At 46.8% G+C, this 21,992-nt stretch carries 25 protein-coding genes; 14 read left to right on the forward strand and 11 right to left on the reverse strand.

All coding sequences use genetic code 11. From position 1 onward, the window contains the following. Positions 1-56 precede the first annotated feature (56 nt). Positions 57-650 carry a thiol peroxidase gene (gene tpx, locus M0415_RS07700; RefSeq protein WP_011716290.1) on the forward strand — a complete coding sequence of 198 codons (594 nt, stop codon included), beginning with the start codon at positions 57-59 and terminating at the stop codon, positions 648-650. Positions 651-963: 313 nt separating this feature from the next. Here tpx and M0415_RS07705 read toward each other — a convergent pair whose 3' ends face one another. Further along, positions 964-1,605, reverse strand: coding sequence for a trimeric intracellular cation channel family protein (locus tag M0415_RS07705; RefSeq protein ID WP_023266508.1), 642 nt, complete (start codon positions 1,603-1,605; stop codon positions 964-966). Between the two features lie 352 nt (positions 1,606-1,957). Next, positions 1,958-2,518 (reverse strand): DUF4136 domain-containing protein, encoded by a 561-nt coding sequence (locus M0415_RS07710; protein WP_011621990.1) that lies wholly within the window; start codon positions 2,516-2,518, stop codon positions 1,958-1,960. Positions 2,519-2,697: 179 nt separating this feature from the next. Here M0415_RS07710 and M0415_RS07715 point away from each other — a divergent pair, with 179 nt between their 5' ends. From M0415_RS07715 to ruvX, 4 genes are all read left to right on the forward strand, one after another. Next, on the forward strand, positions 2,698-3,012 hold the full coding sequence (locus M0415_RS07715) for a hypothetical protein (RefSeq protein WP_088212065.1): 315 nt from the start codon (positions 2,698-2,700) through the stop codon (positions 3,010-3,012). Positions 3,013-3,161: 149 nt separating this feature from the next. Further along, entirely contained in the window at positions 3,162-3,491 is a 330-nt protein-coding gene (gene yciH, locus M0415_RS07720; protein ID WP_011625632.1) for a stress response translation initiation inhibitor YciH, read from the forward strand. Between the two features lie 68 nt (positions 3,492-3,559). Further along, positions 3,560-4,123, forward strand: a complete 564-nt coding sequence (locus M0415_RS07725) for a YqgE/AlgH family protein (protein WP_249554477.1) — start codon at positions 3,560-3,562, stop codon at positions 4,121-4,123. Between the two features lie 30 nt (positions 4,124-4,153). Then, complete coding sequence (gene ruvX / locus M0415_RS07730; protein ID WP_011621986.1) at positions 4,154-4,579, forward strand: Holliday junction resolvase RuvX; 426 nt, start codon at positions 4,154-4,156, stop codon at positions 4,577-4,579. A 61-nt stretch (positions 4,580-4,640) separates the two neighbouring features. On the opposite strand, the gene hemH is transcribed toward ruvX, so the two are convergent. The 4 genes from hemH to M0415_RS07750 form a co-directional block, all read right to left on the reverse strand. Further along, positions 4,641-5,624 (reverse strand): ferrochelatase, encoded by a 984-nt coding sequence (gene hemH / locus M0415_RS07735; protein WP_088212067.1) that lies wholly within the window; start codon positions 5,622-5,624, stop codon positions 4,641-4,643. A gap of 69 nt (positions 5,625-5,693) precedes the next feature. Next, positions 5,694-6,227 carry a glutathione peroxidase gene (locus tag M0415_RS07740; protein ID WP_086904528.1) on the reverse strand — a complete coding sequence of 178 codons (534 nt, stop codon included), beginning with the start codon at positions 6,225-6,227 and terminating at the stop codon, positions 5,694-5,696. A gap of 176 nt (positions 6,228-6,403) precedes the next feature. Further along, positions 6,404-7,516, reverse strand: a complete 1,113-nt coding sequence (locus M0415_RS07745; protein WP_011716283.1) for a PilT/PilU family type 4a pilus ATPase — start codon at positions 7,514-7,516, stop codon at positions 6,404-6,406. Positions 7,517-7,525: 9 nt separating this feature from the next. Beyond that, positions 7,526-8,563, reverse strand: a complete 1,038-nt coding sequence (locus tag M0415_RS07750; RefSeq protein ID WP_011716282.1) for a type IV pilus twitching motility protein PilT — start codon at positions 8,561-8,563, stop codon at positions 7,526-7,528. Positions 8,564-8,598: 35 nt separating this feature from the next. Between M0415_RS07750 and M0415_RS07755 the strand changes: the two genes are divergently transcribed. The 8 genes from M0415_RS07755 (at position 8,599) to M0415_RS07790 (ending at position 15,710) form a co-directional block, all read left to right on the forward strand. Beyond that, on the forward strand, positions 8,599-9,315 hold the full coding sequence (locus tag M0415_RS07755) for a YggS family pyridoxal phosphate-dependent enzyme (protein WP_088212068.1): 717 nt from the start codon (positions 8,599-8,601) through the stop codon (positions 9,313-9,315). 224 nt (positions 9,316-9,539) lie between these two features. Next, positions 9,540-10,358 carry a pyrroline-5-carboxylate reductase gene (gene proC / locus M0415_RS07760; protein WP_088212069.1) on the forward strand — a complete coding sequence of 273 codons (819 nt, stop codon included), beginning with the start codon at positions 9,540-9,542 and terminating at the stop codon, positions 10,356-10,358. Positions 10,359-10,433: 75 nt separating this feature from the next. After that, a complete protein-coding gene (locus M0415_RS07765) occupies positions 10,434-10,982 on the forward strand; it encodes a YggT family protein (protein ID WP_011716279.1) in 549 nt (182 codons plus the stop codon). Next, on the forward strand, positions 10,982-11,272 hold the full coding sequence (gene yggU, locus M0415_RS07770; protein ID WP_011621978.1) for a DUF167 family protein YggU: 291 nt from the start codon (positions 10,982-10,984) through the stop codon (positions 11,270-11,272). The genes M0415_RS07765 and yggU overlap by 1 nt, the downstream gene beginning before the upstream one ends. 68 nt (positions 11,273-11,340) lie before the next feature. Continuing rightward, positions 11,341-11,775: a DUF4426 domain-containing protein gene (locus tag M0415_RS07775; RefSeq protein WP_011621977.1), complete on the forward strand. Its 435-nt coding sequence runs from the start codon at positions 11,341-11,343 to the stop codon at positions 11,773-11,775. Between the two features lie 160 nt (positions 11,776-11,935). Then, positions 11,936-12,553, forward strand: a complete 618-nt coding sequence (gene rdgB / locus M0415_RS07780; protein ID WP_249554475.1) for an RdgB/HAM1 family non-canonical purine NTP pyrophosphatase — start codon at positions 11,936-11,938, stop codon at positions 12,551-12,553. Further along, positions 12,553-13,710, forward strand: coding sequence for a radical SAM family heme chaperone HemW (hemW, locus tag M0415_RS07785; protein WP_088212070.1), 1,158 nt, complete (start codon positions 12,553-12,555; stop codon positions 13,708-13,710). The genes rdgB and hemW overlap by 1 nt, the downstream gene beginning before the upstream one ends. 152 nt (positions 13,711-13,862) lie before the next feature. Further along, positions 13,863-15,710 carry a DUF885 domain-containing protein gene (locus M0415_RS07790; RefSeq protein WP_088212071.1) on the forward strand — a complete coding sequence of 616 codons (1,848 nt, stop codon included), beginning with the start codon at positions 13,863-13,865 and terminating at the stop codon, positions 15,708-15,710. Between the two features lie 621 nt (positions 15,711-16,331). Here M0415_RS07790 and M0415_RS07795 read toward each other — a convergent pair. From M0415_RS07795 to trmB, 5 genes are all read right to left on the reverse strand, one after another. Further along, complete coding sequence (locus tag M0415_RS07795; protein ID WP_011625622.1) at positions 16,332-17,273, reverse strand: LysR family transcriptional regulator; 942 nt, start codon at positions 17,271-17,273, stop codon at positions 16,332-16,334. Between the two features lie 418 nt (positions 17,274-17,691). After that, positions 17,692-18,513 carry a YggN family protein gene (locus M0415_RS07800; protein ID WP_088212072.1) on the reverse strand — a complete coding sequence of 274 codons (822 nt, stop codon included), beginning with the start codon at positions 18,511-18,513 and terminating at the stop codon, positions 17,692-17,694. Positions 18,514-18,691: 178 nt separating this feature from the next. Further along, complete coding sequence (glsB, locus tag M0415_RS07805) at positions 18,692-19,606, reverse strand: glutaminase B (protein ID WP_011621971.1); 915 nt, start codon at positions 19,604-19,606, stop codon at positions 18,692-18,694. Continuing rightward, positions 19,606-19,932, reverse strand: coding sequence for a YggL family protein (locus tag M0415_RS07810; protein WP_011621970.1), 327 nt, complete (start codon positions 19,930-19,932; stop codon positions 19,606-19,608). Before M0415_RS07810 ends, glsB begins: the two co-directional genes overlap by 1 nt. Before the next feature lie 45 nt (positions 19,933-19,977). Continuing rightward, on the reverse strand, positions 19,978-20,694 hold the full coding sequence (gene trmB / locus M0415_RS07815) for a tRNA (guanosine(46)-N7)-methyltransferase TrmB (RefSeq protein WP_088212073.1): 717 nt from the start codon (positions 20,692-20,694) through the stop codon (positions 19,978-19,980). Between the two features lie 179 nt (positions 20,695-20,873). On the opposite strand from trmB, the gene mutY reads away from it, so the two are divergent. Then, entirely contained in the window at positions 20,874-21,992 is a 1,119-nt protein-coding gene (gene mutY / locus M0415_RS07820) for an A/G-specific adenine glycosylase (RefSeq protein ID WP_088212074.1), read from the forward strand.

The following is a 21,992-nucleotide window of genomic DNA, read 5'->3' on the forward strand; positions in this document are numbered from 1 at the left end:
AGGTTTTGTCGTACCTTAAGCCAATGTGCACAACATACCTGAGTAAGGGAGAGAAAATGCAAAAGTATGTTTCATTTCTAGCCGCTGGCTGTGTTTTTAGTTTAATGGTTCTCAGCCCCACCGCTATCGCCAATGATAAAACCCAAGTGATGATGGGCGACAAGACTGTCACTCTCGCAGGGAAATTACCCAAGCTTGAGCAAATGGCGCCACGATTTAAAGTTGTCGATGAAAAATTTACCCCTATCAGCCTGAGTGACTTTAAAGGGAAAACCGTGCTGATCAGTGCCGTGCCCAGTTTAGATACGGGCGTCTGTGCGCTGCAAACTAAGCGCTTTAACAGTGAAGTCAGTCACTTCTCCGATGATGTCGTCATGTTGACCATCAGTACAGATTTGCCCTTCGCGCAAAAACGTTTCTGTAAGGTTGAGAATGTCGACAAAATCAAAGTGCTTTCCGACTCAGTGTGGCGTGATTTTGGCGAGAAATACGGTTTATTGATTGAGGATTACGGCTTACTCGCTCGGGCTATCTTTATTATCGATGCCGAAGGTCAGCTTAAGTACCAAGAGCTGGTCCCCAATATTACTGAACACCCCAATTATGACGCCGCGCTTGAAGCGTTAAAAACCATTCAAGCACAGCAATAACATAAAAAAATGGGGCATTAAATGCCCCATTTTTATTAGGGCGTGTTGACGTTTCGAGATTAAATTTTGTTCTTTCTGGCAAGCACATGCTCGCGAAACGAGGAATGATGTGTAATTTACTCAAATGACGAGCGGCTCTTATGACTGAAAGTAAGAGCAAGGGCTTGCGAGACGAACCCTTCGGGCAGCATTTGGCTGGCTTTTCTGCCGCGTTATCGTCCGTTTATGTAGAATAACTACACCTGCACGAACTTTGCCTTGCATAAAAGCCAGCCACATTGCTGCAAAAACAACCCTGAAACGTCAACACGCCCTAGTGCGTATGTTGGTCGCCGCTGGCTTGATAGTCAAAGGTCGGCATAGACCAATGATAACGCAGCGCTAACATTCGTAAGCTAAAGCCCAGCGTTAAACAGATCACTAGGTTTATCCACTCAGCCAATTGGTAAGCATTGAGGGTGATATATAAGCCTGCGGTAAAGAGCGAAATCACCGCATAGAGTTCTTTCTTAAAAATCAAAGGCACTTGATTACAGAGAATATCGCGGATCACCCCACCAAAGACCCCTGTGACGAGCCCCATCACCACCGCAATCGTTGGACTAAAGCCTAACATTAGCGTTTTTTGTGCGCCAACAATCGAGAATACGGCTAGGCCTAAGGCATCAATGGCCAAGAATAACTTAGACAGGTAACGCATCACAGGCGCAATGGCGACCGTTAATAAAGACGCAAATGCAATCGCCAGCAGGTAATGGACATTCTCGACCCAAATCAAAGGGTAATTTCCGAGCAGCATGTCTCTTAGGGTTCCACCACCAATCGCCGTCGCGCAGCCAATGATAACCACGCCGAATAGGTCCATCTGCTTACGACCCGCCGCTAATGCCCCTGTCATGGCTTCGGCTAAAATCCCAATCAGCCATAATAATCCGATAAATTGCGCTTCTTGCATTTAAACTACTTATTACCCATGCATAAAGAACGGATTTTGCCTGATAATCCACGGACTGGATAATGAGATTATTTAAATTCTGTCATTAGAATATTTAATCTATTGGAAGCATTTGTGCATTAGTCATTTCTACTTTTCAATACCACGTAACATCACAACCCTTCAATAACAATACATTAACTAATAACGAGCTATTCCCCATTTTCAATTAAGCTTATTTTTTGATAAGTTTTAATAAAGCATAATCAATTAAAACTTTAAAATTTGTAGAAAATTCATCTTAATGCCACTCAGCCTAAATTTTTGCCACAAAAAAGCGGCCAAAGGGCCGCTTTTTTAGACTAAAAGTAAATTATTTGTTTTCAGGCTTTGGCGGGAAATTCGCCATCACACTGCCGACCGCTTCGTTGATAAGCTGCACTCTTTCCGAAGGGGTATTTTTATCACGGATAGTGTCTGCCACTGAGCCGCGCCAAATTAACTTAGCGGTTTTATTATCAACTAAATCAATGATCAGGGTGCCCACTTCATATTCTCTGACCGTGGTCTGGGTTTGCATGTTACCGCCCCAGCCCCAACCTGGGCCATAGTAAGGGTTATAACCAAAATTGGTATTGAAGGTATCGACATTAATCTTCTTATCGATTTTGGTCAGATAGTTTACTAATACATCGGCATCCTTTGCATCGACCAAAGTCATGCCCTTAGATGAAAGCTGTGAGTTCACCGCATCCCGCACGCGCTGATCCATTAAACCATCGAGGTGGTAACCCGAAGCATCGGTCTTTTGTGCGACCCACGCATAGGTCTTGTACTGAGTAAAATTGGCGCTAGGGTCAAAATCCCAACCCGACTTCAGCGAACTACAGGCACTCAGTGCCAGTACGGCTAAACCTACAATTATATTTTTCATGATGATTTCCTTGGTCGTTCTTATCGAACACAAATAAGCCGAAAATAAATTTAGCTTACAGAGCAATGGACGGTTCTACAACTCAATATGATGAAAAAGCAGTGTGTTATTCAGCTTGACTTCAGCAATCACTTTAAATGATAATGATTATCACTTAAGGCGATTAAGGGATAAATAACATGTACTGGTTCATTAGCGCATTGATTGTGGCATCGGCGATTTTCTGGTTTGCACCGCAAAAAGTCTCAGCCGATCCCCATAACAGTAAGCTCACACCTCATCTCCCCATGATGTTGCTGTTTTTACCTTTAGTCGTATTGAGTTGGCTCGTGTTTGAGACTGTGTCGAACGGGGTGAATTACACCACGGTTGCCGCCTTTGGGTTTGTTGCCACCGCTTGCTTAATCGCCCTGCCTAAATTGCATCGTTTTATCATGCCCTGCGCCCTACTCACCGCATTGGCATTAATCGCTATGGTATTGCAGCATCTCTAAGTCTGCTTTTTAAACATGCTACTTCCCTGCAAAGAGCTAGCATTGACCTTCGGCCACTTTCAGTCTCTGTCAGTGGCCTTTTTTTACCTCCCCGAAAGACGTTGAGTTTGGTAAACTTAAGCGGCGTATATTCAGATAAAAGATGACTTATGAGAGTAGATCCCAACGTTTCCTTAGTGTACAGCACAGATAAAGGCCGCATTACTGCCGAGCCAGAAGCCAAAGCTATCCCCGCATCCGATGGAATTGTGCGTATTCACAGAGACAGCAAAGGCCGCAAAGGTAAAGGTGTCTCGGTCATTTCAGGCCTAGGACTTGATGAAGCGGGCTTAAAAGCCCTGGCACAAACCCTTAAAAAACAATGTGGTTGTGGTGGCACAGTCAAAGATTTCACTATCGAAGTGCAAACCGATAATCGCGAACAACTAAAACTACTGCTTGAAAAACAAAACTACAAAGTCAAATTAGCCGGCGGTTGATACGCCACCAACCTAAGCCGCTGGATTTAATCTATTGGTCAACGCCTGTGGGCTGAACGGAGCATTTAATGGAGAGTTTGCAGAACCATTTTTTAATCGCCATGCTGTCGCTCGATGACACTTTTTTTGAGCGCACCGTCATCTATCTATGTGAGCACGATGAAAAAGGCGCTATGGGACTCGTGATTAATAAACCGCTGGGCATTGAAGTGAACTCATTGCTCGAGCAGATGGATTTACCCGCTGAGCAAGTTTCTACCGACCTAGCATTAGGCGCGCAGGTTTTAATGGGCGGCCCCGTGTCCCAAGATAGAGGCTTTGTCCTGCATACATCCCAGCCTTATTGGGCCAACAGTACAGAATTAAGCTCTGGCCTCATGCTCACCACCTCAAGGGATGTATTAACGGCGATTGGCAGCGAGCGCTCGCCGGAAAAATTTATCGTGGCATTAGGTTATGCGGGTTGGAGCAAAAACCAGCTGGAGCAAGAACTGGCCGATAACTCATGGCTGACTATCCCTGCCGATCAGGCCCTGCTCTTCGATGTCAAACACGAGAATAGATGGCAACAAGCCAGCCGCGCACTCGGCTTTGATGCTTGGCAATTGTCATCACAGGCGGGCCACGCCTAGCCGATTTTATTGTGACGAGTGAATATAGAGATGAACGCAAAAACCGTTTTAGGTTTTGATTTTGGAACAAAAAGTATTGGTGTCGCCATAGGGCAACAAATCACCGCCAGCGCCACCCCGCTGTTATCCCTAAAAGCCGTCGATGGTATTCCCAATTGGGATGAAATCGGCAAGCTCATTAAAGAGTGGCAACCCGATTTAGTCGTCGTAGGTTTACCGCTCAATATGGATGGTACAGAGCAAGAGATGACCCACAGGGCAAGAAAATTCGCCAACCGCCTAAACGCTAAGTTTGGGGTCAAAATTGTCACTCAGGATGAAAGATTGACCACCACAGATGCAAAAGCTCGGCTATTTGAACTCGGCGGCTTTAAAGCCCTCACCAAAGGTCAAGTCGATGCCGTGTCTGCCGTGTTGATTGTCGAAAGCTATTTTGAAAATCATTTCGGTGAATGAAAAGTCATAAAAACAAAAGGATAGCCTGAGCTATCCTTTTTTATTTCTACGGTTATAAAGCTTACAGATAAGGCTTAACTAAGTTCGCCATCATGCTGATATGGTCATCATTATCGTTCAGTGCAGGAATGTAACGGAACTTCTCCCCGCCGGCATTAGCAAAGATATGGCCATTCTCACCCACGATCTCTTCTAAGGTCTCTAAGCAATCGGCACTAAACGCTGGGCACACAATCGCCACGTCACGTACACCTTCGCTTGGTAACGCCTGCATGGTTGCATCCGTATAAGGTTGTAACCATTTAGCCTTACCAAAGCGAGATTGGAAAGTCATCACAAACTCATCCGCTGTAAGCCCTAATTGCTCGGCCACCAGACGGGTGGTCTTCATGCAAAAGCAATAATAAGGATCGCCTAAGTGCAGATTACGCTCCGGCATACCATGGTAAGAAAGCACTAACTTTTGCGGCTTACCCTGTTGCTCAAAGTCGGCACGAATTGAGTTCACCAATGCGGTAATAAAGTCGGGGTTATCATGATACGTGTGAATAAAATGCAGCGATGGTAGATAGCGCCACTGGGTTAATTCCCTTGCAATAGCGTCAAAAGCCGAGCCGGTTGTCGGCGCCGCATATTGCGGATAGAGCGGTAACACCACCAGCTTATCAATCCCCTGTTGATGCATCGTTTGTAAGGTGCTCGCCACAGAAGGATTGCCATAACGCATGGCTAAATATACTGATACTTGATGTCCATCGGCCGTTAATTTTTCTGATAATTTAGCGGTTTGGCGCAAGCTGATATCCATCAGTGGTGAACCCGCTTCAGTCCAGACCTTCTGATAGAGCGCCGCAGACTTGGCTGGGCGAACGCGCAGCACTATGCCATGTAAAATTAGCATCCACAGGAGTTTTGGAATTTCGACCACCCGAGGATCGGATAAAAACTCGGCAAGGTAACGCCTCACCGCCGATGCTGTTGGCGCATCGGGTGTGCCAAGGTTAAGTAACAACACACCCACTTTGCCACGCTTTGCGTGACCCATCTCTTTTGATAATCCTGAAAACCTAGCCAAAGTAGCCTCTTAACATGAGTAAAATGAATAAATTGGGCATTAAAGCACTGATTCTATTGCCTGCTTAAGCTCGGCACTATCGGGTTTCACCTTAGAATTAAACTGCTGCACAGTATTGCCATCACCACTGACGACATATTTGTAGAAATTCCACTTAGGCGAGCCTGCTTTATCTCCTAAGTATTTGAATACACTGTTAGCATCGCTGCCTCTCACGGGCGATGTCGCGAGCATAGTGAAGGTAACACCATAGTTGATGTAGCACACCTTAGCCGTGTCTTTTTCATCATTTTCTTCTTGGAAAAAGTCATCGGAAGGGAAACCAATCACCACTAAGCCTTTGTCTTTGTATTCTTTATGAAGCGCTTCGAGAGCCTTAAATTGCGGAGTGTAACCACAGTTACTCGCGGTGTTGACCAGTAACACTGGCTTGCCCTGAGTCAATTCACACAGATTAATCTTCTCATCCGAGTGCAATTTACGCACTTCAACATCAAGATAACTCGGGCAAGTTGCCGCAAATGCGCTAGTGCTTAACAGGCTAGCAAAGATAACTAAGGGGAGTTTCATCATAATGTCCTTCTCATTGGGCGCGCCAAGATTGGCAAACTCGTTATTCTCTATTACGTCACTCACTAATATAGAGATCATATTGAATAAAAAAATAAAAGCTACAGCGAGTTATCGATTGGCTTAAGCGATAAAAAAAGCAGCTCAAGGGAGCTGCTTTAACATCACCGCAGATAGGATTAATCCATATCCAAGGTCACGCCTTCCATAAAGCTGGAACTGGTAGGCTCTTTATTTTGCAGTTTGATCATTAAACGTAAGTCGTTTGGCGAGTCAGCATGGTGAAGCGCATCGGCATAGCTGATTTCCCCATCGATATAGAGTTGCAGCAAGGCTTGGTCGAAGGTCTGCATACCCTGCTCATTCGATTTGGCCATGGTTTCTTTGAGCAAATGCAGCTCGTTTTTAGCAATCAAACTCGCGACACGTGGCGTATTGATCAAGACTTCAATCGCCGCCCGTCGTCCTGTGCCATCGACTTTGGGCACCAGTTGCTGCGCCACAATGCCGCGCAGGTTGAGTGACAAGTCGAATAGCAACTGCTGGTGTTTACTCTCAGGCACTAAGTGCATGATCCGGTCTAACGCTTGGTTAGCGTTGTTCGCGTGCAATGTCGCCATACAGAGGTGACCCGTTTCGGCGAAAGAAAGCGCAAACTCCATGGTTTCTTGAGTACGGATCTCACCAATCAAAATCACATCGGGTGCTTGACGCAGCGAACTCTTCAGCGCCGCATCAAAGGATTCGGTATCTATACCCACTTCACGTTGAGTGATGATGCTTTTGCGATGGTCGTGCACAAATTCCACCGGGTCTTCGATGGTGAGGATATGACCACGGGCATGGGCATTACGATAACCCACTAACGCCGCCAAGGAGGTCGACTTACCGGTTCCCGTTCCCCCAACCATGATGATAAGACCCCGTTTACTCATCACCAGATCTTTTAAAATCGGTGGCAGTTTTAAGTCTTCCACCTCTGGGATTTTGGTCTCAATCCGGCGCATAACGCATCCCGGAGATTCACGCTGCCAGAATGCGCTAACGCGAAAACGCCCTAAATCCTTCACCGCAAAAGCAAAGTTACACTCGCGAGTGCTATGAAACTCCTTCTTTTGCGCCTCAGTCATTACGGATTCAACAAAATCCAAAGACTGCGCGGGCGTGAAGGCACTCTCGGCTAATGGGCGTAACTCGCCATCGATTTTGGCGCTTGGCGGAAAACCAGCGGTAATAAACAAGTCCGAGGCTTTACGCTCCACCATGACTTTTAAAAACGGACGGACATCCATCATAAATCCTTAAAACGTCGCTTGTTTGTTTGAACTCTTCGACATGGCATCCTCACGGGTGATGAGGCCACGGTTGACTAAGTTTTGCAGACACTGTTCGAGCGTTTGCATGCCATGGGCCATCCCCGTTTGAATGGCTGAGTACATCTGCGCCACTTTATCTTCACGGATAAGGTTACGAATAGCGGGCGTACCCATCATGATTTCGTGGGCAGCCACACGGCCACCACCGATTTTCTTAATCAGGGTTTGCGAAATAACCGCCTGTAATGATTCAGATAACATGGTACGCACCATGTCCTTTTCACCGGCAGGGAAAACGTCAACCACACGGTCGATGGTCTTAGCCGCCGAGGTGGTATGCAAGGTACCAAAAACTAAGTGACCCGTTTCAGCCGCCGTCATCGCCAGACGAATGGTTTCAAGGTCACGCATCTCACCGACGAGAATAACGTCAGGGTCTTCACGCAGTGCGCTACGTAGCGCCGCGTTAAAGCTGTGGGTATGGCGATGCACTTCCCGTTGGTTAATCAAACATTGCTTATTCTGGTGAACGAATTCAATAGGATCTTCAATGGTTAAGATATGGTCGTGGCGGTTCTCATTGATGTAATCCACCATGGCCGCAAGTGTGGTACTCTTACCCGAACCAGTAGGCCCAGTAACAAGCACTAAGCCGCGGGGAAAGCTGGAAATTTTTTTAAAAATTTCTGGCGCCCCTAACTGCTCGAGCGACAAAATTTCGCTTGGAATGGTACGAAATACCGCCGCCGCGCCGCGGGATTGGTTAAAGGCGTTCACACGGAAACGCGCTAAATTAGGGACTTCGAACGAAAAGTCGATTTCTAAATGCTCTTCAAAGTCCTTACGCTGTTTATCATTCATAATGTCGTACACAAGGCTGTGTACACCCTGATGATCGAGCGCGGGCAGGTTAATTTTTCTCACTTCACCGTCGACACGGATCATGGGAGATATCCCTGCAGAGAGGTGTAGATCCGAGGCTTTGTGTTTTACACTAAAGGCTAATAACTCAGTGATTTCCATAGTTTGGGATATCCTTGCAACCAGATAATTACATCATGACAACAATAGCAGACAGACTCGCAGTCGCCCAGAGCAGGATCGCGCAAGCGGCGCAAAAATGCGCACGCCTACCTCACAGTATTCGCTTACTTGCCGTCAGTAAGACTAAACCCATTGAAGATATTATAGCAGCCTATGATGCGGGCCTGCGTTGCTTTGGCGAGAACTATGTTCAAGAAGGTGTGACAAAAATTGAGACGCTAAAGGGCACACACCCTGATATCGAATGGCATTTTATTGGGCCACTGCAATCCAATAAAACCGCTTTAGTCGCCCAACATTTCGATTGGATGCACACCCTCTCGCGGGAGAAAATTGCCCAGCGACTCAATGAGCAGCGCCCAGCACACCTTGTGCCGCTCAATGTGTGTATTCAAATCAACATCAGTGATGAAGACACTAAATCTGGTATCGGTGCCGAGCAGATGCTACAGCTGGCCGATAGCATCAGCCAATTACCCCATTTACAACTGCGGGGCTTAATGGCGATTCCCAGTGCCACCAATGACATCGCGCAGCAGACCCGTGAACTCAGCAAGCTTAAGCTGTTATTCGATACGCTAAAGCAGCATTATCCCGCGGTAGATACTCTCTCCATGGGCATGAGTAATGACTTAGACGTCGCGGTTGAGTGCGGCTCAACCATGGTGCGTATCGGCAGCGCCATCTTTGGTGAACGGGATTACGGTGCAAAAGAGACCACCCGCAATTAGTCGTTACTAGTTAATGCATCTGAACGATTGACGTTAAGGGAAATCAGCGAGATAGCCAAAGGCGAGCCAGCAAAATCGGCTTTAGCCTTGTTTTTAGTGGCTAAAGCCCAAATACTGTTAGAGAACATCAAATAGAAATTTTTATCCGGCCTAATAACGCTAATTTAATGATATTAATGCTGAATGTTATCCACTCAGCCTAGGCCAGACATTATGGGGTACACATGAATCAACAAAAAATCTGCTTTATCGGTGCGGGCAATATGACCCGTAGTATTATCAGCGGCTTAATTCGCAGCGGCTATCCTGCTGCGCTAGTGCAAGCTACCAATCCTAGCCAAGGTAAACTCGATGCCCTCGCCGCCGACTTTGGTGTGCGTGTATCCCAAGACAATTTCAGCGCCGCCCAAGATGCCGATGTCATCGTATTATCCGTCAAGCCGCAGTTGATGGAGCAAGTATGCCAAGCGCTGCAAGGCATTGACATGTCTAACAAGCTGGTCATTACCATTGCCGCGGGGATTAAAGCAGAGCGCTACAGCCAGTATTTAGCGCAATCCATTACGCTGGTTCGCACTATGCCAAACACGCCAATGCAAATCGGTGTCGGTATGACAGGACTCTACGCGCCACAGCCGCTCTCTGATGCCCAACAAGCCATTGCCGAACGCTTGATGTCCAGCGGCGGTGAAATTGTGTGGGTGAATGAGGAATCTGAGATTAATCAAGTGATTGCCCTTGCGGGTAGTTCACCTGCCTATTTCTTCCTGCTGATGGAATCCATGATTGATGCCGGCAAACAAATGGGCATGGATGAAGCCAAAGCCAGAAGCTTAGTACAGCAAGCGGCCCTCGGTGCTGCTATGATGGCAAAGCAAAATCCTGAGCTTACGCTGGGTAATTTACGGGAGAATGTCACCTCGAAGGGCGGCACAACAGCGCAAGCCATCGCCACATTTGAAGCGGCGGATCTCCGTGGTGTGGTCAAAAATGCGATGGAAAACTGCATCAAACGTGCAGAGGAAATGGCCAATACTTTTTGATCCAGCAATGGCTGGGTGACTCACTCACTTTTAACGCGGGCGTTTTTAATCGGACTCATATAGGCAGAAATCTCGATGAATGCATTAACCTTTTTGATCAGCACACTCTTCGATTTGTATTTGATGGTGGTGATATTACGGATCTGGCTCCCCTTGGCCCGTGCCGATTTTTATAATCCCTTCAGTCAGTTTGTGGTCAAAGCCACTCACCCGTTGATCGCACCTATGCGTCGATTAATTCCTTCAATGGGAAGATTCGACACTTCTTCATTTGTGCTCGCCCTATTAGTGGTGATGGTCAAAGTGCTGCTGATAAGTCTTATTGCCGGCGGCGGTATTGATATAGTGCTGTTCTTTGTGTTTGCGCTTGTTACTGTCATCAAGCAGGCGGGCATTTTGCTCTTCTGGATGCTGATCATTCGTGCAATTTTAAGCTGGTTCAATCAAGGCTATAACCCCATTGTGATGATCATGGGACAACTAACAGAGCCCATTTTAGCACCAGTGCGCCGCATTATTCCGCCCATTGGTGGCTTAGATCTGTCGGTGATGTTGGTGATTATCGGCATGAACTTTATCAACATGCTGTTGGCGCAATACGTACCATTTTGGGCCGTGATTTAATGAGCGCAGTCATTATGCAGCAAGGCGACTTGCTGCTTAATTTGTATATTCAACCTAAAGCGAGTCGCGATCAGATAGTCGGGCTACACGGTGATGAGTTAAAAGTCGCCATCACAGCACCGCCTATCGATGGCAAGGCCAATGCCCATTTAAGCAAGTATTTAGCCAAGGCCTTTAAAGTCCCTAAAAGCGATGTTCACATCCTTAAGGGCGAATTAGGACGTCATAAGCAGGTACGCATTAGCGCCCCTAAAAACGTCCCCGCAGAAATCGCGACACTGCTCGAATAAACACAGCGTTGGAAGTCTCCTTCCTGCGACCTATACTCAAGTAATCCCTCATATGAAGGTACAACATCATGTTACGTAATCTCCTTATTATGCTCGCCTTAACCGCAAGCCTGTGCGGTGTCGCTAATGCCGAGCAAAAAGAAACCGTCGGTAACTTCGATATTCATTACATGGCACTGGGCAGCACCTTTTTAACGCCTAGTATTGCGAAATCCTATGGCATCGAACGCAGTAGCTACAGAGGCATCATTAACATTGCGGTATTAGATATGAGTGAAGAAGGCTCACCCGCAGTGCCCGTTGAAATCACTGGCGTGGCCAATAACCTACTCGATGCCCGTATCGATTTGAAATTTAGAGAGATCCGTGAGGGTAAGGCGATTTACTACATCGCCGAAGTACCTTACCGCGACGATCAAGAAATCAATTTCAACATCGCCATCAAACACGGTAATCAACTCAACACCAATCTGCAGTTTAAGCAAAAGTTCTACGTCGAATAATTCCAACCTCACAGGGCAAGACGATACCAAGTATCGTCCTGCCTTTTTCTGTCCTTTACCGCCAAGCTTGGGTATCATTGCCGCATACAGTCCAATGACATCGCTCAATGTTCACACTCAGTGACATACAGCCAAGAGCGCCCAATCCAATAGGTATTCCATGCAACAAATCGTCCTCGCCAGTGGCAATAAAGGTAAACTTGCCGAATTCGATCAAATGCTCGCCGCCTATGGCGTAAAAGTGCTGCCACAAAGCCAATTTAACGTTAGCGAAGTGGCTGAAACGGGCACCACCTTTGTCGAAAACGCCATTATCAAAGCCAGACATGCGGCGCAAATTACCGGACTTGCCGCCATTGCCGATGACTCGGGATTAGAAGTCGATTTACTTCAAGGTGCGCCGGGCATCTACTCAGCGCGCTATGCGGGGGAAAACGCCAAGGATCAAGACAATGTGTTAAAACTCTTAGACACATTAAAGGATAATCCTGCGCCGCGTACGGCCAGATTCCAATGCGTTTTAGTCTTTATGCGCCATGCGAAAGACCCAACGCCCATAATTTGCCAAGCCTCGTGGGAAGGCCAAATCGATTTAGTGCAACGGGGTGACAACGGCCATGGTTACGATCCGATTTTTATTCCAGAGCACCATGATTGCAGCGCAGCCCAAATGAGCAGTGACGAGAAAAATGCCTTGAGTCACCGTGGTAAAGCTTTAGTGCAACTGATTACTGCCATGCAGGAAAAAGGCGTATTTACCGACGGGAACGCCCAATAATGTCAGTGAATGTGTCACCTCAGTTAACCCTGCCGCCGTTGAGCCTGTACATCCATATCCCTTGGTGTGTACAAAAATGCCCTTACTGCGACTTTAACTCCCATGGGCAAAATGGCGAATTACCCCAAAAGGCCTATGTGGATGCGCTGCTAGCGGACTTACGCCAAGATTTGCACTTAGTACAAGGCCGTAAGCTCCACACCATTTTTATTGGTGGTGGAACGCCGTCTCTGTTTGATGCCAATCAAATCAAACGGATATTGGATGGCGCCAATGCGCTCATTCCCTTCAGTGACGATATTGAAATCACCATGGAGGCCAACCCTGGTACCCTAGAGCACGATGACTTTAGTGCCTACCGCGCCGCAGGGGTCACCCGATTATCCATTGGGGTGCAGAGTTTCTCTAAGGATAAGCTCAATCTGCTGGGGCGGATCCACGATCAAAACGAAGCCCAAACCGCCGCCCAAAAAGCCAGTCAAGCGGGTTATTTAAGTTTTAACTTGGATTTGATGCACGGACTTCCGAATCAAAGTTTTGCTGAGGCCATGGCGGATATAGATACAGCTGCTGCGCTCAATCCGCCGCATTTGTCTTGGTACCAACTGACGATTGAACCCAATACCCTGTTCCACTCAAAACCGCCGCAGCTGCCCGACGATGAAGATCTCTGGCAGATCTACGAACAAGGGCAACAAAAGTTAGCGGCACTCGGTTATGAGCAGTATGAAATCTCGGCCTATGCCAAACCCGGTTATCAATGCAGGCATAACCTTAACTATTGGCAATTCGGCGATTATTTAGGTATTGGCTGCGGCGCCCATGGCAAAGTAACCTTACCCGAAGAGAACCGCATTATTCGCACGGTCAAAATCAAACACCCTAAGGGTTATTTAGCCGCCGACAGCTATCACTTCGAGCAAACTGAGGTCGCCGAAGAAGATCGTGCCCTCGAATACTTGATGAATCGTCTGCGCTTAATGACGCCTATCCCAAAGCAAGAGTTTGAAGACAGAACCGGTTTACACCGTGATACTTTGAAAGAGGGAATGGAAAAGGCCAAACAACGGGGTTTACTGACCGAATCGGCTGAACATTGGCAATTAACCAGTAAAGGTCACATGTTTGTGAACGATTTACTGACGCAATTTTGTTAATTCGCTGATTAAATTTCCTATATAAATAATGTGTTAGCCTAGGTTTCTCAATGAGATATCTTTTATGGCTAACACATTTTCTAACATTTATATTCATACATTTTTCCCCTGCTTCTTTAGAATTGCCTGAACATTGTTAAGGAAGCCTGATCATGCCAATAAAAACGAACATCAGCTTAGTCGCATTTACCCTCTCCTCCCTGCTAGCACTGCCTTCCTATGCGGTGCCCACCTTAAGTGACTCACATAATGTGACCAGTGCAAGTGTTGCTGCCCAAAGCGAGTCAGAAAAAGCCAACGCCTTGTTTGAAGCCATCTTCATGGAAAACATCATGGCAAGCCCCATTGCGCAAACCTATATGGGTATAAAGCAGGACTATGATAAGTGGGATGACATTGGCGATGAAGCGGATGCCCGTGAGTTGGCGCGAACCAAGAAACAGCTAGCCGAAGTGAATCAACTGGATGCGAGTAAGCTTGACCCACAAACTCGCCTAAGCCTGACGTTACTCACCCAAAACCTGAATAACGATATCAAAGACTACCAGTGGCGCTACCATAACTACCCAGTGAATCAGATGCATGGTGGCCACTCGATAATCGCCTCCTTCCTGATTAATCAACACCAGATCACCGATGTCAGCGATGCTAAGGCCTATATCAGCCGCTTAAATGGCGTGCCCAAACGCCTAAGCCAACTGCAACAGGCGCTAGAAGTGCGCGCTGATAAAGGCATTATTACCCCTAAATTTGTGTTTGGTTACGTGATTTCTGACAGCCAAAACATCATTAAAGGCGCCCCCTTCGATAAAGGCGAAGACAGTGCCTTGTTGGCGGATTTTCGCAAAAAAGTGAGCGCACTCAGCATCACTGAAGCAGAAAAAGCCCAGCTTATTGCCGATGCAGAAAAAGCGCTAGTGTCCCAAGTTGAGCCCGCATACAAGACGCTTATCGCCTATATCAAAACCTTAGAAGCCAAGGCCGATACCCGCGATGGGGTTTGGAAACTCCCCGACGGCGAGGCGTTTTATAACAATGCCCTTGCGCGCACCACGACTACCCACATGACGGCGGATGAAATCCATCAACTTGGTCTTGCCGAAGTGGAGCGCATCCATAATGAAATGCGCGCCATTATGAAAAAGGTGAATTTTAACGGCACCTTGCAAGAGTTCTTTGCCTTTATGCGCGATGATCCGCAGTTCTATTATCCAAATACCGCCGAAGGCAAAGCGGCATATTTAGCCGATGCAACCAAGCTTATCGATAATATGCGCTCACGCTTGGATGAAGTCTTTAAGGTCAAGCCTAAGGCGGCCATGATAGTCAAACAGGTTGAAGCCTTTAGGGAGAAATCTGCGGGTAAAGCCTTTTATGAACAACCGGCGCCCGATGGCTCTCGCCCTGGCAGCTACTATGCCAACCTCTACGATATGAAAGCCATGCCCAAATACCAGATGGAAGCACTGGCTTACCATGAAGGGATCCCTGGCCACCATATGCAAATCGCTATCTCACAGGAGCTAAAGGATATTCCTAAGTTCCGTAAGTTTGGTGGCTATACCGCTTATATCGAAGGTTGGGGGCTCTACAGTGAGTCTTTCCCGAAGGAGATGGGCTTATATGCTGACCCTTACTCCGATTTTGGTCGACTGGCGATGGAGTTATGGCGAGCTTGTCGTTTAGTGGTCGATACCGGGATCCACGCCAAAAAATGGACCCGCGAACAAGGGATAGCTTATTACGTCGATAATACCCCTAACGCAAAATCCGATGCGAAGAAAATGGTCGAACGTCATATCGTTATGCCATCGCAAGCTACTGCCTATAAAGTTGGGATGATTAAGTTACTCGAACTGAGACACAAGGCGGAAAAACAACTGGGTGATAAGTTTGATATCCGGGATTTCCATACTTTAGTCTTGGCAAATGGCGCGCTGCCTTTAGATGTACTGGAAGAGCAAGTCGATCAATGGATTGCTAGTGTTAACAAAGCCTAAGCTTGAAACCGTGGGAGGCTAACGCTAGCCTCCCTTGAACGCCTTGCCAATAAAATAGTTAAATCGCAGCCAATAAAAAAGCCACTATTAAGTGGCTTTTTTATTGGATTTATTACCGGCTAGGTCATAAAACCCTATCTCACTGTGGGTCACTATATTTGATGTATTAAGCATGCACTTAACACTCGGTGTGACTTTAGGGTACAGAGAGACAAAACTCGTTCCCGCACTCAACCATCAGAAAAAAATTACCTCAGCCTAATGAGCTGAGGTAAACCAAAAACTAGGATGATGGTTTAAAAGCCAACATTGTTTTAGTTCGCAAACTTCTGCTGGCTGTGATCCGAAACTGCATTGCTGCCAACCTGTACGCTAATACCAAAAGGGGTCATTTCCAGTATAAGTGTAGGACTCAGGTCATTCCGAATCATCTGGCAACCATTGTATTCATTTAAGAACAGACTTCAATACACCTACTAAAAAGCTGTTTTAGATAACCCTAAAAAACCAAACTAAAATACAAGCCAGTCACGACTCAGCTGATTGATTTTAAATGAATTTTAAAACCATCAAACTCCCTAAAAATGCATTAAACGCATTTTAAGAACAATGTTTCCAAAATTACTGACGTTCACTGAAGAGTTCTGCATAGGGAATGTCCCAATAAGGCGGGTTACCAATGTGATCTTTAATAAACTCAATGAAAGCACTCACCTTAGGCGCTAAGTGTTTACGGCGTGGGTAAACGGCCTGTAGCGGTAAATGATGAGTCAGTTGCCAATCCCTCAGCAGCGGCACTAAGGTGCCCTTAGCGATTTCATCTTCCATCAAGTAACTGGCCAGATATACAACCCCTAAGCCACTGATCGCAGCTGATTTTAATGCTGGAGCGTTATCCACTCTAAAGTTACCAGAGACACCTATCTCACAGTAATCATCGCCCTTTTTAAACTGCCACATGCTGTGCTCATGCCACTCACCTTGATAGACCAAGCAGTTATGGTCGACCAATTGTTCAGGGCGCGACGGTTCACCATGTTTCGCAATGTAATCAGGGGAGGCAACGAGGAGGAACTGACACTTCATCAAAGGACGCGCCACCATACCGAGAGGAAGCTGCTCAGACATAGTCAACAATAGGTCTAAACCTTCGCTGACCACATCGACCTTATGATCTAATAAGCTGACTTGCAGCTCGAGCTCAGGGTGTTTGGCCATAAATGATGGCAGTGCGGGAATGATATGCATAGCGCCAAAGGACTGGGAAATCCCCACCTTTAATACGCCGCGGGTGGCATCGTTTAAGTTATGCACGCTAGCAATGGCCTGTTCGGCATCGCGGAGCAACTCTTCACCTTGCAGATATAACAAATGTCCAGCTTCAGTCAGACTTAAGCTTCGAGTGGTACGCTGGATCAGTTGAACACCGAGTCTATGCTCGAGATCGGCGACCTGCGTACTGACCTTAGATTTAGAGATCCCAAGCCTTCTTGCGGCGGCACTAAAACTACCAGCTCTGGCCACATGAGTAAAAATCGCAATAGGTTCTAACAGTTCTAACATGGAAAGTCGCCTTAAGCAGTTTCGACAGTGATATTAACTTTCGGAATAGCATAGGAATGCAGCACAAATGCCTCAAAGCATCCCTCAATGCCTTAATATCTCACAGCAATTGGGTTAGTTGTAGAGATTTAGCCCGAAAAAGTCCGCTAAAGTAGAGTGTTCTATCTGACTGAATTGCCAGCTTTTCATTATATTTTAAGAGTATACCAAACATTAGTCTTTAGAATGTAATATTCCATAGTAAATAGCTGCAAGCAATCAGATTAATATCAATCGGCTTGGCTAAAATGAATCAAGAAAAAGCCCCAGATACTTAACGTACTGGGGCTTTATCATTTATATCACGGCATTGATAGTGTCAGTTAGGTCGGCTTTACCTGGTTCAAACCCATTTAGACCTTAACTACCCTTGCAAGCACTATTCACGTAATTCACGGTGCGTGTTTTGCGTCAACACATAGGGTGCTAACTCTGGCACTTCTTTACGCAGTTGATTTTCAAGCACGAGCAGATTTTCAAAACGGTCACATAAACGGTCGGCTTTCGCTTCAATCCCCTTAGACTGGGACTCAATTTGCTGCTCAATATCATCGCCTAATCTGTCCATTTTTTGTGAGAATGCGTCCATCTTGGCTTCGAAGGATTCACCGTCGCCCGCAAGAATTTGACCGCCGATATTCATCATCAGAGTGCCAATGGAGTTTTGTACGATTTGCTCCATTTCCCGTTCAAATTCATCGTTAAAGGTGTTTTGCATCGACTCTTCGGTCGCGCCAAGGTAAAAACTATCGCCCTGTTTGTAGGCTACGGTATCGACACGCTTCTGCACGCCCGCCATCATCTCATCAAACTTTGCGCCTGCGGCATCACCCATCAGTGGCGTTAATGCCATACTCACAGCTTGAGAGGCCAGTGCAACCGCTTCATTCACTAATTCAATGACTTCAGGAACCTGAGTCGACACCTCATCGGCATATTGGCTCACCAGTTTCTTCTGTTTGTCGGTTAAGGTTACCTGCTTGCCTTCAACGTATAACTTGTCGACCTCGATGCGATACTTCTCGGCGCCCTTCTCGCTCATCACTAATTTTTTAGGCTCGACTCTCACATCATAATTAAGGGAAACCTCACAGCGCTCATCAATTTGTGGCTCAGTTTTCGCTTGTGCTGATTGCAAGCCAGAAGCGCCTAAAATAACGCCCGATAATGCCACTCCAGTTAATAGCGTATTTATCTTCATTGTTGTTCATCCTTTAATCTGAGGGATTCGACTAAGCTAACATGCTAAAAGACGAATAGCAGAAGACATGCCAACTTTATAACAACATGATTAGTAAGGAGTTATAAAAATTAGCACCGATAGCAGATTAGTGAATTTCACTAATAGTTAGCCTAACAGTGCTAATAAAAGAGTTAAATCAGAAGATTGAACGTCCGAGACGCTGGCTAAGATGCTCAAGCATAGCCGTCCCCGCGAGGGAGTTACCTTGATTGTCTAATTCGGGAGACCAAACGCAGACCGAGAGTTCTCCAGGGATCACCGCAATAATGCCGCCACCGACACCGCTTTTACCCGGCATACCAACACGATAGGCAAACTCACCGGCACCGTCGTACAAGCCAGAGGTTGCTAACAGGGCATTTAACTGCCGCGTCTGTACCTGCGAAATAAGCTCAGTGCCGTCTAAGGTTTTACCGCGGTTGGCTAAATACAACATCGCCCGTGAGAGGTCGGCGCAATTCATTTTTAAGGCGCAATAATGAAAATAAGTGCGCAGCACTGTATCGACATCGCCTTGAAAATTGCCGAAGGATTTCATTAGATAAGCGATGGCCGCATTACGTGCACTGTGCTGATATTCAGAATCCGCGACTTGCTTATCGAAACAGACTTTATCGTTTTGGCTCAGCGCCCTGACCAATTCCAACATCCGATGCTTAGGTGCCCCTAAACGGCTCTGTAATAAGTCGGCGATGACTAACGCGCCAGCATTAATAAAGGGATTGCGAGGTTTTCCCCGCTCGAGTTCAACTTGGACTAATGAATTGAAGGAGTGTCCCGAGGGTTCTTTGCCGACGCGGCTCCAAATTTCGGTTTCTTCATATAAAGTTAGCGCTAAGGTTAAGCTGAAAACTTTAGAAATACTTTGAATTGAAAATGGCTCAAGGTAATCGCCCGCGCCTATGGTTTCACCGTCGATTGTGGTCACGGCGATGCCCAATTTACCAGCATCAACATTGGCGAGCGCAGGGATATAATTAGCAACCTTTCCTTGGCCGAGCAAGGGTCGAACTTTGTCGACCACTTCCTCTAATAACGCCTGTTCTGGCATTAACTCCACCAGATATCGTACAGATCGCTAACTTCGAGTTGAGTCACTTTTTGACCCGCCCAGAATGCCTTCACTGCAGCAACATCTTCCTCGGTGCACTTACCGATAGTTTGGGTAGCAATAATACCTTCCCACTCGATATGACCACCGCCGTGGAAACCTAACTTACGGGCTTCAATGACTTCATCGATAAACTTATCGACTGTTGCATCAATATCGGCTTCAGAGACAGATGCATCGAAGGTCCAAGTAATGTCAAAACCTAACTCTTGGAATTCATCAACGCGCATTTTCTTACGTAAACGACGGCTACGATTCTTTGCCATAGTGATTTTCCCCGTTGTGTTAAAAAATAAAATCAATAAAAGATGTTAAGCGATACGCTCAAACATCAGATCCCACACGCCATGGCCGAGGCGATGACCGCGAGCTTCAAATTTAGTCAGTGGACGATGATCTGGGCGCGGCACCACGGTACCATCGGCGGATTGGTTTTTGTAACCATTGGCCGCATTCATGACTTCCAGCATATGCTCGCTGTAGTTTTCCCAGTCGGTTGCCATATGGAACACGCCGCCAATTTTCAGTTTACGACGGATAAGCTCAGCAAACTCCGCCTGCACGATGCGACGCTTGTGGTGGCGCTTTTTATGCCAAGGATCGGGGAAGAACAATTGCACCCGCGCAAGGCTGCCATCGGCGATTGCATGTTCTAATACTTCCATTGCATCATGGTGATACACGCGAAGGTTAGTCACGCCAGCGGCGGCTGCGTCACTTAAGCATGAACCAACGCCAGGCTTATGGACTTCAATACCGATAAAGTTCTGCTCAGGAGCTTCTTGTGCCATTTGTACTAAAGAAGCGCCCATACCGAAACCAATTTCCAGTACGGTATCGGCTTCGCGACCAAAGACTTCGGTCAGGTTTAATGGTGTAGGGGTGTAATCTAAGCCCATTGTTGGCCACTGAGTCTCAATGGCTTGCGCTTGACCTTTAGTCAAACGACCTTCTCTTAGGACAAAGCTTCTGATCTTACGCAGATACTTGCCTTCTTCATTAAATTCAGCGGTAGTGACTTCGCTCATTTTTGCCTCGTCTCGTGGACAACACCATCTAAAAAGAAGGGCATTATCCAAAGTTCAACTTACAGTGCAAGCACTAATGGAGGCGAAGTATAACAAGATTATCCTAGAGAGCGAATCTAGGCCGATTTTTCGATGGAGTGTTACTTGTTTGCCAACCAATCTCCCGCTACACTGCGCCGATGAAATCTACAGCCTCCTTTGCTACACGTATCGTTAATTGGTACGACAACCACGGTCGTAAAACCCTCCCTTGGCAGCAAGATAAAACCCCATATCGCGTATGGGTTTCAGAGATTATGCTGCAACAAACTCAAGTGGCGACTGTTATCCCCTATTACCAGCGTTTTATGGCACGTTTCCCCGATGTGTTAGCCCTCGCTAACGCGCCGGATGATGAAGTACTGCATCATTGGACTGGCCTTGGTTATTACGCCAGAGCTCGCAATCTGCATAAAGCCGCTAAGATGGTTCGCGATTTGTATCAGGGGCAATTTCCAACAGACTTTGAACAAGTGTTAGCGCTGCCAGGTATTGGTCGCTCGACAGCAGGTGCTGTGTTATCCCTATCACTTGGGCAACATCATCCGATCCTCGATGGTAATGTTAAGCGCGTATTAGCAAGACATGGCGCGATTGCGGGCTGGCCCGGTCAAAAACCTGTGGAAGAACAACTCTGGCAATTAACCGAGCAGTTAACGCCTGAGCAGGATATTCAAAAATATAACCAAGCCATGATGGATATTGGTGCCAGTATTTGTACTCGCAGCAAACCCAATTGTGCCGCTTGCCCTGTAGCTGTCGATTGCAAGGCCCAACTTATGGGCAGGCAGACCGATTTTCCGGGTAAAAAACCGAAGAAAACTATCCCAGAGAAAGCCGCTTGGATGTTGGTTTTACTTAAAGATAACCAAGTCTTCTTGGCTAAGCGCCCGCCTGCTGGCATTTGGGGTGGACTATGGTGCTTCCCCGAGTTTAGTACTCAAGCCGCACTCAATGCAGAGCTTGAAGCCCAAGGTTATCACGCCGCGCAACTCGAACCATTAATCGGTTTTAGACATACCTTTAGCCATTTCCATTTAGATATTCAGCCCATGCTACTGAATTTAGATAGCCAGGCGAATGGCTACAACAAGCAAATCTCGGGTATGCAGAGCGTGGGCGCAGTCATGGAACAAAACCAGTCTCTCTGGTATAACATCAATCAACCTTCCAAAGTGGGACTCGCCGCCGCAACCGAGCGCGTGTTAGCCAATTTGGGATCACTCGTAGCTAATGCTAGCAACCTCGACAGTCAGTAA

Source organism: Shewanella sp. 10B (genome assembly GCF_023475885.1).
In the GTDB taxonomy this organism is placed as follows: Bacteria; Pseudomonadota; Gammaproteobacteria; order Enterobacterales; family Shewanellaceae; genus Shewanella; species Shewanella mangrovisoli.

Excerpts from the sequence above, each read along its gene's own strand:
- ruvX (WP_011621986.1), top strand. The coding sequence starts at position 4,154 with ATGAACGCAAAAACCGTTTTAGGTTTTGATTTTGGAACAAAAAGTATT.
- M0415_RS07715 (WP_088212065.1), top strand. The coding sequence starts at position 2,698 with ATGTACTGGTTCATTAGCGCATTGATTGTGGCATCGGCGATTTTCTGG.
- hemW (WP_088212070.1), top strand. The coding sequence starts at position 12,553 with ATGTCAGTGAATGTGTCACCTCAGTTAACCCTGCCGCCGTTGAGCCTG.
- glsB (WP_011621971.1), bottom strand. The coding sequence starts at position 19,606 with ATGCCAGAACAGGCGTTATTAGAGGAAGTGGTCGACAAAGTTCGACCC.
- M0415_RS07810 (WP_011621970.1), bottom strand. The coding sequence starts at position 19,932 with ATGGCAAAGAATCGTAGCCGTCGTTTACGTAAGAAAATGCGCGTTGAT.
- M0415_RS07705 (WP_023266508.1), bottom strand. The coding sequence starts at position 1,605 with ATGCAAGAAGCGCAATTTATCGGATTATTATGGCTGATTGGGATTTTA.
- rdgB (WP_249554475.1), top strand. The coding sequence starts at position 11,936 with ATGCAACAAATCGTCCTCGCCAGTGGCAATAAAGGTAAACTTGCCGAA.
- M0415_RS07740 (WP_086904528.1), bottom strand. The coding sequence starts at position 6,227 with ATGATGAAACTCCCCTTAGTTATCTTTGCTAGCCTGTTAAGCACTAGC.
- M0415_RS07755 (WP_088212068.1), top strand. The coding sequence starts at position 8,599 with ATGACAACAATAGCAGACAGACTCGCAGTCGCCCAGAGCAGGATCGCG.
- trmB (WP_088212073.1), bottom strand. The coding sequence starts at position 20,694 with ATGAGCGAAGTCACTACCGCTGAATTTAATGAAGAAGGCAAGTATCTG.
- yggU (WP_011621978.1), top strand. The coding sequence starts at position 10,982 with ATGAGCGCAGTCATTATGCAGCAAGGCGACTTGCTGCTTAATTTGTAT.
- M0415_RS07790 (WP_088212071.1), top strand. The coding sequence starts at position 13,863 with ATGCCAATAAAAACGAACATCAGCTTAGTCGCATTTACCCTCTCCTCC.
- M0415_RS07725 (WP_249554477.1), top strand. The coding sequence starts at position 3,560 with ATGGAGAGTTTGCAGAACCATTTTTTAATCGCCATGCTGTCGCTCGAT.
- tpx (WP_011716290.1), top strand. The coding sequence starts at position 57 with ATGCAAAAGTATGTTTCATTTCTAGCCGCTGGCTGTGTTTTTAGTTTA.
- M0415_RS07745 (WP_011716283.1), bottom strand. The coding sequence starts at position 7,516 with ATGGATGTCCGTCCGTTTTTAAAAGTCATGGTGGAGCGTAAAGCCTCG.
- M0415_RS07750 (WP_011716282.1), bottom strand. The coding sequence starts at position 8,563 with ATGGAAATCACTGAGTTATTAGCCTTTAGTGTAAAACACAAAGCCTCG.
- M0415_RS07800 (WP_088212072.1), bottom strand. The coding sequence starts at position 18,513 with ATGAAGATAAATACGCTATTAACTGGAGTGGCATTATCGGGCGTTATT.
- M0415_RS07775 (WP_011621977.1), top strand. The coding sequence starts at position 11,341 with ATGTTACGTAATCTCCTTATTATGCTCGCCTTAACCGCAAGCCTGTGC.
- M0415_RS07795 (WP_011625622.1), bottom strand. The coding sequence starts at position 17,273 with ATGTTAGAACTGTTAGAACCTATTGCGATTTTTACTCATGTGGCCAGA.
- proC (WP_088212069.1), top strand. The coding sequence starts at position 9,540 with ATGAATCAACAAAAAATCTGCTTTATCGGTGCGGGCAATATGACCCGT.
- yciH (WP_011625632.1), top strand. The coding sequence starts at position 3,162 with ATGAGAGTAGATCCCAACGTTTCCTTAGTGTACAGCACAGATAAAGGC.
- M0415_RS07765 (WP_011716279.1), top strand. The coding sequence starts at position 10,434 with ATGAATGCATTAACCTTTTTGATCAGCACACTCTTCGATTTGTATTTG.
- mutY (WP_088212074.1), top strand. The coding sequence starts at position 20,874 with ATGAAATCTACAGCCTCCTTTGCTACACGTATCGTTAATTGGTACGAC.
- M0415_RS07710 (WP_011621990.1), bottom strand. The coding sequence starts at position 2,518 with ATGAAAAATATAATTGTAGGTTTAGCCGTACTGGCACTGAGTGCCTGT.
- hemH (WP_088212067.1), bottom strand. The coding sequence starts at position 5,624 with ATGGGTCACGCAAAGCGTGGCAAAGTGGGTGTGTTGTTACTTAACCTT.